The following is a 12,470-nucleotide window of genomic DNA, read 5'->3' as shown; positions in this document are numbered from 1 at the left end:
AACTGCATTTCATCGTTGCCCCGCACTTTTTGTCGGACAAGATTCCTTCTTGACGTAGGAAAAATCTGGTCTAGGCTCGACTCAACTGTATATACATACAGTTAAAAATAAATTCACCGACGACATATCAAGGAGCCAGAAATGTCCGGACTGCATGCAAAGCCACAGGAACGACCCAACCCGGTCGTCGCTCGACTCGATGATCTTTTCACTGTAAAAGGCATCCACTTCAACGCCGACAATCCGCATCTGCTGCTGCACATCGCCGACGCCCACAGCGATGTCGCACCGGCCACCGCCCTCCCCGGCAACGCCTTGAACATTCGACCGCCACTGCGCTTCGAAGGCGCTGAACACACAGCCATCGGTGACAATACCTTGCTGCGCTTCAGCGAAAATGCCGAACCGATCCGCGCGCAAAACAAGCCCTTGCACTTGCCCAATGGCCTTGCGCTGACCTACGGCCAGGTGGTGGCGCTGGCTGGAGATTTCTACGGTGTGGTCGATCGACCGATCAACGAAGGCGCGACCCCGGCTGATCGCCTGAACCGCTTCCATGCTGCATTTGATTCTCTCGCCGTGCTGCCGGCCTCCCGGGCCGAGGCCACGCAGATTCTCGCGGTCATGCAAAAGGAGATCGACGCGGTCAAACAGGCGATCAAGGACGGCAAAGCACCGCACGAAGCCTACGACGCGCTCGGAGATACGTTGTCCGAAGAGTGGAACAAGCTCACCGGCGGCGGCAGTTTCGTCTCCGCACTGTTTCCGCTTGGGCGCTATCTGAAACTGGCGGCGAACAACACCGACCACTTCGGCGAATGGGCCAGACTGGCCTACATCGCCGGGCACACGGGCGCCTTGCAAACCGCAGTCGCAGCCCGCACCAATCAGGATGAGCAGCAACTGGAACGGGCTTACGCGATGAACGCGTTTGCCGACCACTTCCTCACCGACCTGTTCTCCGCCGGCCACCTGCGAGTGCCACGCAAAGAGATGGCGGCGGTGGTCACGCCGAGCGATCTCGGTTCGCTGGTCACCCGTTTCATGCACGACGAGGACAGCAAATTCGGCCTCAAGGTACGCAACGCTCATGGCGAGCAATGGCGCGCTTACGGCGACAAACGCTACTTCGACGCCAGCGACGCGGACAACCGCACCCAGGTCAATCTGGCGGTGCAGGCCTCGGCGGATGAAATCTTCGCCGCCTACCTCAGCGGCAACGTGCCCGCCCCTTCAACGTTTGCCGCGCTGCAACGCCTGCCGGATCTGACGGCGGTGCTGAATCTTTCGAATAACTTCGCGCCACTGTTCCGCGTCGAAGGCGGCAAGGTGCTGCGGCGCAAAGATGTGAACAACCTCAACGACACCGCCACCATCGATGACTGGTGGGGCTGGAGCACATACTTGCTGCTCAAGGACTACCACCCGACGGGCAACGTCAATCAGGGAGAATGAGCAATGACGATCACATTGAAACTGGAACTGGCGTCGGGGCAGTCGCTGCAGGGCGCACCGCTGGAGCTGCTGGCGGACGGCAAGCCGATTGCGCGAGGGATTGTGGATGAGGACGGTTTGGTGGCGTTTACTGCCAGGCCGCGCAAAGCAAAACTGGCGGTGAGGGTGGATCGCTCGATATTGCCGCGCTGAATTCACCGGCCTCATCGCTGGCAAACCAGCTCCCACAGTGACGGATGTCGTACGCGAAAGCCGCTTCAACACTTCAACTTGGGGGAGCTGGCTTGCCAGCGATGGCGGTATGTCAGGCGCACATAAACCGCCAGACACTCAGCCGCGCTGCGCCTGCGCCTCTTCATGGGCCTGGCGCAGCCTTTCACGGCTGTTGGTCAAATGCAGGCGCATCGCCGCCCGCGCCGCATCGGCATCCTGGCGGGCAATCGCCTCGTAGATTTCCTCGTGCTCACGGCTCAGGCGGTTCATGTAGTGCTGCTGATCATCGTGGGCCAGGCGCGCCGAATTCAACCGCGTACGCGGAATGATGCTGGTGCCCAGGTGGGTCATGATGTCGGTGAAGTAGCGGTTGCCGGTGGACAGAGCGATTTCCAGGTGGAAGGCGAAGTCCGACGCTACCGCATCGCTGGCGTGGGCCACGCTGTCGTTCAGTGCATCGAGGGCGGCGCGCATGGTCGCCAGTTGTTCGGGACTGCGACGTTGCGCGGCGAGGCCGGCAGATTCGACTTCCAGGCTGATGCGCAATTCGAGAATCGCCAGCACATCACGCAGGGTGACCACCGTGGCCGGATCGATACGGAAACCGCTCGGGCTTGGCGTGTCGAGCACAAAAGTGCCAATGCCGTGGCGGGTTTCAACTTGACCGGCCGCCTGCAAACGGGAAATGGCCTCGCGCACCACGGTGCGGCTGACGCCATGGGCTTCCATGATCGCCGACTCGGTGGGCAGTTTGTCACCGCGCTTGAGCAGGCCATCGCGGATCTGCTCGCTCAGCACCGTCACCAGTTCCTGGGCCAGGCTGCGGCGCTTGCGCGGGAGGCGAGGGGTGTCGATCGGGTTTTCCATGGTCAACGTCTGGTCTCGAAAATTCGGCTTGGTGAGCATCATAGCGCACGCGGGTTGTACGATCACTGTCGAGTCGAAACACCGCCCCTGTAGGGGCTGCCGCAGGCTGCGATCTCTTGATCTTGAAAACAACATCAAAAGATCGCAGCCTGCGGCAGCTCCTACAGGGGTGTGGTGTTCAAGCGGTCACGGCCTGTTCCACCAGATGCCCGCTGTCGATCCGCACATGCCGTGGGTGGAAGCGCTTGAGGCTGCTGCGGTGACCGACGCTGACGATGCTCAGGCCCGGCAGCTGATCAATCAGTGCCTGATACAGCGTCGCTTCATCCTCTTCATCCATCGCCGACGTCGCTTCGTCCATGTACAGCCATTGCGGTGCGTAAAGCATGGCGCGGGCGAAGGCCAGGCGTTGCTGCTCACCCGGCGACAGCATGCGCTGCCAGTGATTGGCTTCGTCCAGACGTGCGACCAGATGCGGCAGACGGCAAGTTTCCAGCACCTGCGCGTAACGCTCTGGCGCGTAGGTGTCGCCCGGTTGTGGATAACTCAAGGCTTCGCGCAGGGTACCGATCGGCAGATACGGCTTCTGCGGCAAAAACAGATAACGCGCCGCCGGCAGGCGAATATTGCCGTGGCCCGCGGGCCACAAGTGCCCCATCGCCCGCAGCAACGTCGACTTGCCGCTGCCGGATCGGCCGCTGAGCATCACCCGCTCGCCCGGCTCCACCGTCATGTCGGCATTGGTCAGCAGGTGACGACCATCGGCCAGGTCCAGGCCGAGGTTGTGCACGTGCAATTGGCTGCCTTGGTTTTGCACGTCGATGGCCGGGGTGCGGTCTTCGTTATCGGTCATGGCCTGACGGAAACTCAGCAGACGATCACAAGTAGCACGCCACGCGGCGAGTTCCGAATACGCACTGATGAACCAACTGAAGTTCTCCTGCACATTGCCGAATGCCGAGTTGATCTGCATCAGCTCGCCCAGTTCGATCTTGCCCGAGAGGTAGCGCGGCGCAGCCACGATAAAAGGGAAAATGATCGCGATCTGGCCATAACCGGAGGTGAAGAACGTCAGGCGCTTGGACACGCGCATGATGTCCCAAAAGTTGTGCCAGACCAGGCCAAAACGGCTGCTCAAGCGGCGATTCTCGTTCGGTTCGCCGTTGTACAAGGCAATGCTTTCGGCGTTCTCACGCACGCGAACCATGGAGAACCGCAGGTCGGCTTCGAAGCGTTGTTGTTGGTTGTTCAGGCCAATCAGGCGCTTGCCGATCAGGTGCGTCAGCCAGCTGCCGACCGCTGCGTAAATCAGTGCACACCAGAACATGTAACCGGGAATCTCGATGCCGAACACCTCGATGCTGCCCGATACGCCCCACAAAATGATCGAGAACGACACCAGGCTGACCACCGTGCGCACCAGCCCCAGCCCGAGGCTCAGCGTGTTGGCGGTGAAGGTATTGAGGTCTTCGGAAATCCGTTGGTCCGGGTTATCGGTGTAACCGCCCTGCTCCAGCTGATAGTAGTTTTTGTTGCTCAGCCAGCGCTTGAAGTGGTTCTCGGTGAGCCACGCCCGCCAGCGGATGGTCAGCATCTGCGTCAGGTACAGGCGATACACCGCCCCGAGAATCGCCACCGTGGCGATGCCGCAGAAATACAGGATCAGTTGCCAGAACGCGGCCTCATCCTTCTTCTGCAGGGCGTTGTAGAAATCCTTGTACCAACTGTTGATCCACACCGAGATCGCCACGCTGAACAGCGACAGCGCAATCACGGCAATCAGCAACGTCCAGGCCTTGCCCTTCTCTTCGCTGCGCCAGTAAGGCGTGGTCATCGCCCACACTTTGCGAAAAAACTGCCCGCGCACAGCATCGTTGACCGCGGAATATTCAGCGTTCTGATTCATGAAAAAGGCTCGATAAAGAAAAGAACAGACACGCACCGATCATAGTTGATCGGTGCGTGCGATCGCGAGGGCTGGCGATGGCCGTTCAGCGCAGGTTCAGCGACGCACCGGGCGCTTCTGCAGTTTGCGCTGCAGGGTGCGGCGGTGCATGCCCAGGGCGCGGGCAGTGGCGGAGATGTTGCCTTCGTGTTCGGTCAGCACACGCTGGATGTGCTCCCATTGCAGACGGTCCACCGACATCGGGTTTTCCGGTACCAGGCTGTCGAGGTCGGCGTGTTCGGAGAGCAACGCAGCCAGCACGTCGTCGGCGTCAGCCGGTTTGCACAGGTAGTTGCAGGCGCCGCGCTTGATCGCTTCGACCGCTGTGGCAATGCTCGAATAACCGGTGAGGATCACCACGCGCATTTCCGGGTCCAGTTCCAGCAGCTTGGGCAGCAGCACAAGGCCGGAATCGCCGTCCATTTTCAGGTCCAGCGCGGCGTAGTCCGGCAGGTCGGCCTGGGCGATGGTCAGGCCTTCTTCGGCAGAGCCTGCGGTACTCACGCGAAAGCCGCGGCGGGCCATGGCACGGGCCATCACTCGGGTGAAGGTCGCGTCGTCGTCGACCAGCAGCAGATGCGGCAGTTCTTCGCCTTCGACTTGGATTTCGTCACTCATGTTGGTCTCCTCGGGCGCCGTGGGGCAGGCGCAGCTCGGTGAGCGTGCCGCCTTCCTCATGACTATAGAGTTTCACTGAGCCGCCGGCGCGTGTCACGCTGGCCTTGCTCAAAAACAGGCCCAGGCCGAAACCTTTGCCCTTGGTGGTAAAAAACGGTTTGCCGATCTGCTCGGCAATGGCCAGCGGCACACCGGCACCGTGGTCACGAATGCTGATGGTCACGGTTTCCGCGTCCCAGTCCAGCGTCACCTGAAGATTTTCCGGGCAGGCGTCGGCGGCATTGTTCAGCAGATTGAGCAGCGCCTGGGTCAGATCCGGCGGCGGTGCCATGCGCGGGACTGTGCCCTGGCCGAGACGCTGAAAGCGATAACTGGCTTCCGGACGCATCAGGTGCCAACGGTTCAGCGCTTCGTCGAGCCATTGGGTGACGTCCTGCATCTCCACGGCCATACGGCGGTTGGCCTCGGCGGCGCGCACCAGTTGTTGCAACGTTTCTTTGCACAGCTTGACCTGATCCTGCAGCACCTTCAGGTCGTCCTGCAACATCGCGTCGGGGTGGTCCTGCTGCATTTCCTTGAGCAACACGCTCATGGTCGCCAGCGGTGTGCCGAGTTCATGCGCGGCGCCAGCCGCCTGGGTGGCGACGGCGAGCAATTGCTGATCGCGCAGGCCTTCTTCGCGACGAATCGCGCGCAATTCCTCCTGACGACGCAGCTCTTCAGCCATGCGCGCAGCGAAAAACGTGATCACCGCAGCCGCCAGCGCGAAGCTCAGCCACATGCCGTAGATCTGCAGGTTCTCGCGGGCCACCGGCAGAGTTTCCAACGGGTAGAAACGCGTGAGCATCACGGTGTACAGCGCCAGCGCGATGCCGGACAGAATCACCGAATAACGCCACGGCAGCGTCACCGCCGCGATGGTCAGTGGCACCAGATAGTAGGAAACGAACGGGTTGGTCGAACCGCCGGAGAAATACAGCAGCGCACTGTGGATCACCAGATCGCAGGCCAGTTGCAGCGCATATTCGAGTTCAGTCACCGGCCACGAGGTGCGCAGACGCACGGCAGTGAACACACAGAGCAGTATCGAGCAGCCGAGGGTCATCGCCAGTTGCACCCACGGCAACGGCAGCAGTTGCAGCCAGTAGGCCAGGCCAACGGAACCGGCCTGCGCGGCGAGCACCAGGGTGCGGATGAACGTCAGCCGCCAGAGGTTCTGGCGAGTGGCGGAAGTCAGTTGTACGGGGGCGAGCATGAGCTCTCCTGATGAGCGCTCCAGGCGGATCGCACGGAGTATAACCAAGCCGCGGCTTTGAGAGGCGAAAGTGCGGCAAATGACCACATGGCGCTGGCGGTAAATTGGGCTACAGCGCATGGTTGTCCGAGATCAGTGTGGTGAGGGGATTTATCCCCGATGGGTGGCGAAGCCGCCCCAAACCCTGCAATCCGCTTTTCACGGGCAGACCGCATCCGCAGAATTGCGACTGCTTCGCAGCCGATCGGGGCGGTGCGACGTTTCGCTAAATCCCCTCGCTACAAAAACACTTCCAGGCCAATCCGGCGCATCTGTATAGAAGTTGTAACTGGGCGAACCGCAGCGCAGAAGCTAGAGTCTGATGGTTTCACGCAGGGACGAACCAACACCTGCGCATTATTCAAGGAGCCTTCATGCACACATTTCGCCGCAGCGCCGCCCTTCTCGCCCTGACCGTCGGCAGCATCGCCAGCCTTCCGGCGCTGGCCGCCGATGAGCTGCACTACAACCAGATCTCCCTGCGCGCCGAAGTCAGCCAGGAAGTCGCCCGCGACCTGATGATCGTGACGCTCTACACCGAAGCGCAAAACACCGACCCGGCCAAACTCGCCGCCGACGTCAGCACCACCATGAACAAGGCGCTGGCCCAGGCCAAGCAAGTCAAAGACATCACCCTGCGCCAGGGCAGCCGCAACAGCTACCCGATCTACGACACCAAGGGCCAGAAAATCACCGGCTGGCGTGAACGCGCCGAACTGCGCCTGGAAAGCGCCGACTTCGCCGCCCTGTCCAAACTCACTGGCGAACTGCTGACCGACCTGAAAATGGGCGGCATGGACTTCGCCATCGCCGAGCCGACCCGCAAGGCCAGCGAAGACCAACTGCTCAAGGAAGCCGTCAACGCCTTCAAGGCCCGCGCGCAACTGGCCACCGATGCACTGGGCGGCAAAGGCTACAAAATCGTCAACCTGAACCTCAACAGCAACGGCTACCCACAACCGTACATGCGCGCCCCGATGATGATGAAAGCCGCCGGCATGGCGGATTCGGCACCGGTCACACCGGAAGTCGAAGCCGGCACCAGCCAGGTCAGCCTGACTGCCGATGGCTCGATTGAAGTGCTGATGCAGTGAATTGATGTGGGCTGAATGAAAAACCGGCGATCAGAGAATGATCGCCGGTTTTTTTGTGCCTGGGAGTTGTGTTGTTTGATCTGACGCCTTCGCGAGCAAGCTCGCTCCCACATTTGAAATGCGCACTCCTGTGGGAGCGAGCCTGCTCGCGAAGAACGATAACGCGGTCTCAAGCCGGCGGATCAACCCGATCCAGCGCCCGATTCACCGCCAGCTCAGCGAGCATGATGATCTGCTGGATCGCCAGCGCCGTATTGCGCTGCGGGCGACTGAGCTGATCGGCGAAATCACTGGCCATGGTGTTGGCCGAGGCCAGGGACTCACAGGCGTGGGCCAACAGACTTTCCGTGTCGATGCCCGGATGGACGAGGAACATCGAGCTGGGTGGACGCGGTTTTGTGGCTTCGGGGCTTAAGTAGAAATCGAGGGCGCGTTTGATCGCTTCGCGGTTTTTTGCGAGGTCTTCGGCTTGGAGGGCTTCGGTGAGTGGGGTTGTGGGTTCGAGTGGTGGATCTGGGACTGGTTTGGACATTGATAGCGTTCCTGATCAATAGCCATTCACTCGCCGTTCTCACGCGGCGGAGTGGTGGCAGCAATGTGCGGGGTGAGAAACCGGTAGGAACAAGCCCGGCCGGACCGAAGCCCGCCCGCACACAGCCGCCATAGAACATTGCAGCAGCAGAAATGCCGGCGGCAATTATGGTGGTACTGATTGTGGATTAACAGTTCCTGCGGGTTCTCACACCCGATCGCTGAGTTTTCAGCGACAGCTCAAGGCTAGAGAGCTGACGTCCGAGGGACAACCTGAAAACCTTGTGGGAAGGTTCTGGTTATCCCACACACCTTTAAACACAACCCCACTCCCTGTAGGAGCTGCCGAAGGCTCGGGCCGCGTTCGGACGATCTTTTGACTTTGACTCTCACAATTAAAAGCAAGATCAAAAGATCGCAGCCTTCGGCAGCTCCTACAGGGGGATCGGATTTATTCAGTTAGAGACCGGTCGGCTGTCAGGCCGACATCGCTGGCAAGCCAGCTCCCACAGTGGTGGAATTCAACCAATAGGCCGAGTGCCAGCTCGCCGAAAGCTTTTGATCTTGATCCACGGGCGACGTCGGAAGGCTGAGCGCAGGGATTGATCCGGGCGTGGGAGCGCAGCGACCGTTTGGCGAAGCCAAACACAGCGAGAGGAGGTGCAGCGAAGCAAACCGTAGACGCTGCGCCCGGATCGATCCCGGAGCGAAGGAACCCCGAGCCCCAGCGAGCGGGCCGAACGCAGGAGCAAGCGTTTTTGGTTACTTTTGGGGCGTTTGCCAAAAGTGACCCGCCGTAAGGGCGGAACCCCAAGCCGCCGTTACCGCAGCAACGGATATGTACCCACGGCCCAGATATACCGAGATAGACACCTCAACAAGAAAAACGATATTTCCGAACACACCCAAATCCCCGCTACCCTGAAAAAACAACCACCTCCAAATCCCGGGGACTCCATGGAAAGATTCACCCTCAAGCCACTACTGATCACCCTCGCACTAACCGCCATAGCCCCCATCGCCAACGCCACCACCACCCTGGTCTATTGCTCCGAAGCCAGCCCCGCCGGCTTCGACCCCAGCCAATACACCAGCGGCACCGACTTCGACGCCTCCGCCGAAACCGTCTTCAACCGCCTCACCCAATTCCAGCGCGGCGGCACCGACATCGAACCCGGCCTGGCGACAAAATGGGACGTTTCCAACGACGGCCTGCAATACACCTTCCACCTGCGCCAAGGCGTGAAATTCCACACCACGGAATATTTCACCCCGACGCGCGACTTCAACGCCGACGACGTGCTGTTCACCTTCCAGCGCCTGCTCGACCCGGACAACGCCTTCCGCAAAGCCTACCCCGCCGAGTCTCCGTACTTCACCGACATGGGCCTGAACACCACGATCAAATCAGTGGAAAAACTCGACGACAACACCGTGCGCTTCAACCTGAACAACGTCGACGCCGCGTTCGTGCAAAACCTCGCCATGAGCTTCGCCTCGGTGCAATCGGCCGAATACGCCGCCCAACTGTTAAAGGAGGGCAAAGCCGCCGACCTCAATCAGAAACCGGTGGGCACCGGCCCGTTCGTGTTCAAGCGTTACCAGAAAGACGCGCAGATCCGCTACGCCGCGAACAAGGACTACTGGAAACCCGAGGACGTGAAAATCGACAACCTGGTGTTCTCGATCACCCCGGACGCTGCCGTCCGCCTGCAGAAACTCAAGACCGGCGAATGCCAGGTCAGCGGCTACCCGCGCCCGGCCGACATCGAAGTGATGGAACAAGACCCGAACCTGCGCGTATTGAAGCAGGCCGGTTTCAACCTCGGCTTCCTCGCCTACAACACCACGCATCCGCCACTCGTTCAGCTCAAGGTCCGTCAGGCGCTGGACATGGCCATCGACAAACCGGCGATCATCAAAGCCGTCTACCAGAGTGCCGGGCAACTGGCGCAGAATGCCTTGCCACCGGCGCAATGGTCGTATGACCCGAACATCAAGGACGCGCCGTACGACCCGGTGAAAGCCAAGGCGCTACTCAAGGAAGCCGGGGTTGCACCGGGTACCACCATCAATCTCTGGGCGATGACCGTGCAGCGCGCTTCCAACCCGAATGCGCGGATGTCAGCGCAGATGATCCAGCAGGATTGGGACAAGATCGGGATCAAGGCCAACATCGTCAGCTACGAATGGGGCGAGTACATCAAGCGCGCGAAAAATGGCGAACACGACGCGATGATCTACGGTTGGACAGGAGACAACGGCGACCCGGACAACTGGCTCGGCGTGCTCTACAGCTGCGCGGCAGTCAAGGGCAGCAACTACGCCAAGTGGTGCGACCCGGCCTACGACAAATTGATTCAGCAGGCCAAGGTGTCCACGGATAAAGCGCAACGGGTAAAACTGTATCAACAGGCGCAACTGATCCTTAAACAGCAGGTGCCGATCACGCCCATTGCCAACTCCACGGTATTCCAGCCGCTGCGCAAGGAAGTGAGCGACTTCAAGATCAGTCCGTTTGGCCTTACACCCTTCTACGGCGTGGGTATAAATAAGTAACACCAGGCCCCAAGGCGGCGCGCACAACGTGACCAACGCACCGTTTTGGGGCCTCGTTTGCACCGTAAAAAACGGCCGCAAACGGTCAAATGCGTCAACTCTTATACAAATGCGACATTAAGGTACGTTCGTGCCACGCTTTGAGGCCGGCAGTCGCTCTGGATCTTGCATTGGGTATGGCCCCTGCATAAGTATCCGCAGGCACGACTCACGAGGTCGTACCTCAATATTAAAAAATGACAACAAATCATGAGGCCAACATGCTTAAACACGCGGTCATTCCGTTTTTAGTCGGCGCAGGCTTGTTAGCCTCCGCACCTTTCGCATCCGCTGCGACTAACCTGGTGTTCTGCTCCGAAGGGAGCCCGGCCGGTTTTGATCCAGGCCAGTACACCACCGGAACCGACTTCGACGCCTCAGCCGAAACCATGTTCAACCGTCTGAGCCAGTTCGAGCGTGGCGGCACCGCCGTTATCCCGGGCCTGGCCACCAGCTGGGACATTTCCCCGGACGGCCTGAATTACACCTTCCACCTGCGTGAAGGCGTCAAGTTCCACACCACCCCGTATTTCAAGCCGACTCGTGAGTTCAACGCCGACGACGTGCTGTTCACCTTCAATCGCATGATTAACAAGGATGACCCGTTCCGTAAGGCCTACCCGACCGAATTCCCGTACTTCACCGACATGGGGATGGACACCAACATCACCAAGATCGATAAAGTCGACGACCACACCGTCAAGTTCACGCTGAAAGAAGTCGACGCCGCGTTCATCCAGAACATGGCCATGAGCTTCGCCTCGATCCAGTCCGCCGAGTACGCTGCCCAACTGCTCAAGGAAGGCAAGGCTGCCGACATCAACCAGAAGCCGATCGGCACTGGCCCGTTCGTGTTCAAGAGCTACCAGAAAGACTCGAACATCCGTTACACCGGCAACAAGGACTACTGGAAACCCGAGGACGTGAAGATCGACAACCTGATCTTCGCTATCACCACCGACCCGTCGGTGCGCATCCAGAAGCTGAAAAAGAACGAATGCCAGGTCACCCTGTTCCCGCGTCCGGCGGATCTCGCGGCGCTCAAGGCCGACAAGACCCTGAAGATGCCAGACCAGGCCGGTTTCAACCTGGGCTACATCGCCTACAACGTGATGGACAAGGTCAAGGGCAGCAACGAGCCTAACCCGCTGGCCGACCTGCGCGTGCGCCAGGCGCTGGACATGGCGGTGAACAAGCCGCAGATCATTGATTCGGTTTACCAGGGCGCCGGTCAGCTGGCCGTCAACGCCATGCCGCCGACCCAGTGGTCCTACGACACCACCATCAAGGACGCCAAATACGATCCTGAGAAAGCCAAACAGCTGCTCAAGGAAGCCGGCGTCAAGGAAGGGACCGAAATCGTTCTGTGGGCGATGCCGGTACAGCGTCCGTACAACCCGAACGCCAAGCTGATGGCTGAAATGCTCCAGTCCGACTGGAAGAAGATCGGCCTGAACGTGAAGATCACCAGCTACGAATGGGGCGAGTACATCAAGCGCTCCAAAGGTGGAGAGAACCAGGCCATGCTCATTGGCTGGAGCGGTGACAATGGTGATCCCGACAACTGGCTGAACGTGCTGTTCGGCTGCGACTCGCTCAACGGCAACAACTTCTCCAAGTGGTGCGACAAGAAGTACGACGGTCTCGTCAAAGATGCCAAGCGCACCACCGATCAGGCCAAGCGCACCGAACTGTACAAACAGGCGCAACACGTCCTCAAAGATGCTGTTCCCTACACACCTATCGCTCACTCGACGGTGTTCCAACCCATGCGCGCCAACGTGCAGGACTTCAAGATCAGCCCATTCGGCTTGAATTCCTTCTACGGCGTCAGCGTCAGCAATTAAGCCATCGC

The 12,470-nt window shown here is 59.9% G+C and carries 10 protein-coding genes; 5 read left to right on the top strand and 5 right to left on the bottom strand.

What is annotated here, in order from left to right; translation table 11 throughout:
- The first annotated feature begins 141 nt into the window (after positions 1-141).
- Positions 142-1,455, top strand: coding sequence for a hypothetical protein (locus tag GTQ41_RS04190; protein WP_047291260.1), 1,314 nt, complete (start codon positions 142-144; stop codon positions 1,453-1,455).
- A gap of 3 nt (positions 1,456-1,458) precedes the next feature.
- Complete coding sequence (locus GTQ41_RS04185; protein ID WP_047291257.1) at positions 1,459-1,647, top strand: hypothetical protein; 189 nt, start codon at positions 1,459-1,461, stop codon at positions 1,645-1,647.
- A 138-nt stretch (positions 1,648-1,785) separates the two neighbouring features.
- On the opposite strand, the gene GTQ41_RS04180 is transcribed toward GTQ41_RS04185, so the two are convergent.
- The 4 genes from GTQ41_RS04180 to GTQ41_RS04165 form a co-directional block, all read right to left on the bottom strand.
- Positions 1,786-2,535, bottom strand: coding sequence for a FadR/GntR family transcriptional regulator (locus GTQ41_RS04180; RefSeq protein WP_182402785.1), 750 nt, complete (start codon positions 2,533-2,535; stop codon positions 1,786-1,788).
- Between the two features lie 178 nt (positions 2,536-2,713).
- Positions 2,714-4,441, bottom strand: a complete 1,728-nt coding sequence (locus GTQ41_RS04175) for an ABC transporter ATP-binding protein/permease (RefSeq protein ID WP_047291255.1) — start codon at positions 4,439-4,441, stop codon at positions 2,714-2,716.
- A 96-nt stretch (positions 4,442-4,537) separates the two neighbouring features.
- Positions 4,538-5,098 carry a response regulator transcription factor gene (locus tag GTQ41_RS04170; protein ID WP_003221630.1) on the bottom strand — a complete coding sequence of 187 codons (561 nt, stop codon included), beginning with the start codon at positions 5,096-5,098 and terminating at the stop codon, positions 4,538-4,540.
- A complete protein-coding gene (locus GTQ41_RS04165; RefSeq protein ID WP_027610820.1) occupies positions 5,091-6,353 on the bottom strand; it encodes an ATP-binding protein in 1,263 nt (420 codons plus the stop codon). The genes GTQ41_RS04170 and GTQ41_RS04165 overlap by 8 nt, the downstream gene beginning before the upstream one ends.
- Positions 6,354-6,766: 413 nt before the next feature.
- On the opposite strand from GTQ41_RS04165, the gene GTQ41_RS04160 reads away from it, so the two are divergent.
- A complete protein-coding gene (locus GTQ41_RS04160) occupies positions 6,767-7,486 on the top strand; it encodes an SIMPL domain-containing protein (protein ID WP_047291253.1) in 720 nt (239 codons plus the stop codon).
- A 169-nt stretch (positions 7,487-7,655) separates the two neighbouring features.
- On the opposite strand, the gene GTQ41_RS04155 is transcribed toward GTQ41_RS04160, so the two are convergent.
- Positions 7,656-8,018 carry a DUF6124 family protein gene (locus GTQ41_RS04155; protein ID WP_047291251.1) on the bottom strand — a complete coding sequence of 121 codons (363 nt, stop codon included), beginning with the start codon at positions 8,016-8,018 and terminating at the stop codon, positions 7,656-7,658.
- Positions 8,019-8,974: 956 nt separating this feature from the next.
- On the opposite strand from GTQ41_RS04155, the gene GTQ41_RS04150 reads away from it, so the two are divergent.
- Together GTQ41_RS04150 and GTQ41_RS04145 are read left to right on the top strand one after the other, a co-directional pair.
- Positions 8,975-10,576 (top strand): ABC transporter substrate-binding protein, encoded by a 1,602-nt coding sequence (locus GTQ41_RS04150; protein WP_047291249.1) that lies wholly within the window; start codon positions 8,975-8,977, stop codon positions 10,574-10,576.
- A gap of 260 nt (positions 10,577-10,836) precedes the next feature.
- Positions 10,837-12,462: an ABC transporter substrate-binding protein gene (locus GTQ41_RS04145; RefSeq protein WP_041072781.1), complete on the top strand. Its 1,626-nt coding sequence runs from the start codon at positions 10,837-10,839 to the stop codon at positions 12,460-12,462.
- Positions 12,463-12,470 lie beyond the last annotated feature (8 nt).

It is taken from the genome of Pseudomonas sp. AN-B15, assembly GCF_019056475.1.
Lineage (GTDB): Bacteria > Pseudomonadota > Gammaproteobacteria > Pseudomonadales > Pseudomonadaceae > Aquipseudomonas > Aquipseudomonas parakoreensis.
The sequence above is the reverse complement of the archived record's forward strand: the minus strand, read 5'-3'. Positions and strand labels throughout refer to the sequence as shown.

Excerpts from the sequence above, each read along its gene's own strand:
- GTQ41_RS04170 (WP_003221630.1), bottom strand. The coding sequence starts at position 5,098 with ATGAGTGACGAAATCCAAGTCGAAGGCGAAGAACTGCCGCATCTGCTG.
- GTQ41_RS04150 (WP_047291249.1), top strand. The coding sequence starts at position 8,975 with ATGGAAAGATTCACCCTCAAGCCACTACTGATCACCCTCGCACTAACC.
- GTQ41_RS04155 (WP_047291251.1), bottom strand. The coding sequence starts at position 8,018 with ATGTCCAAACCAGTCCCAGATCCACCACTCGAACCCACAACCCCACTC.
- GTQ41_RS04145 (WP_041072781.1), top strand. The coding sequence starts at position 10,837 with ATGCTTAAACACGCGGTCATTCCGTTTTTAGTCGGCGCAGGCTTGTTA.
- GTQ41_RS04175 (WP_047291255.1), bottom strand. The coding sequence starts at position 4,441 with ATGAATCAGAACGCTGAATATTCCGCGGTCAACGATGCTGTGCGCGGG.
- GTQ41_RS04185 (WP_047291257.1), top strand. The coding sequence starts at position 1,459 with ATGACGATCACATTGAAACTGGAACTGGCGTCGGGGCAGTCGCTGCAG.
- GTQ41_RS04180 (WP_182402785.1), bottom strand. The coding sequence starts at position 2,535 with ATGGAAAACCCGATCGACACCCCTCGCCTCCCGCGCAAGCGCCGCAGC.
- GTQ41_RS04190 (WP_047291260.1), top strand. The coding sequence starts at position 142 with ATGTCCGGACTGCATGCAAAGCCACAGGAACGACCCAACCCGGTCGTC.
- GTQ41_RS04160 (WP_047291253.1), top strand. The coding sequence starts at position 6,767 with ATGCACACATTTCGCCGCAGCGCCGCCCTTCTCGCCCTGACCGTCGGC.
- GTQ41_RS04165 (WP_027610820.1), bottom strand. The coding sequence starts at position 6,353 with ATGCTCGCCCCCGTACAACTGACTTCCGCCACTCGCCAGAACCTCTGG.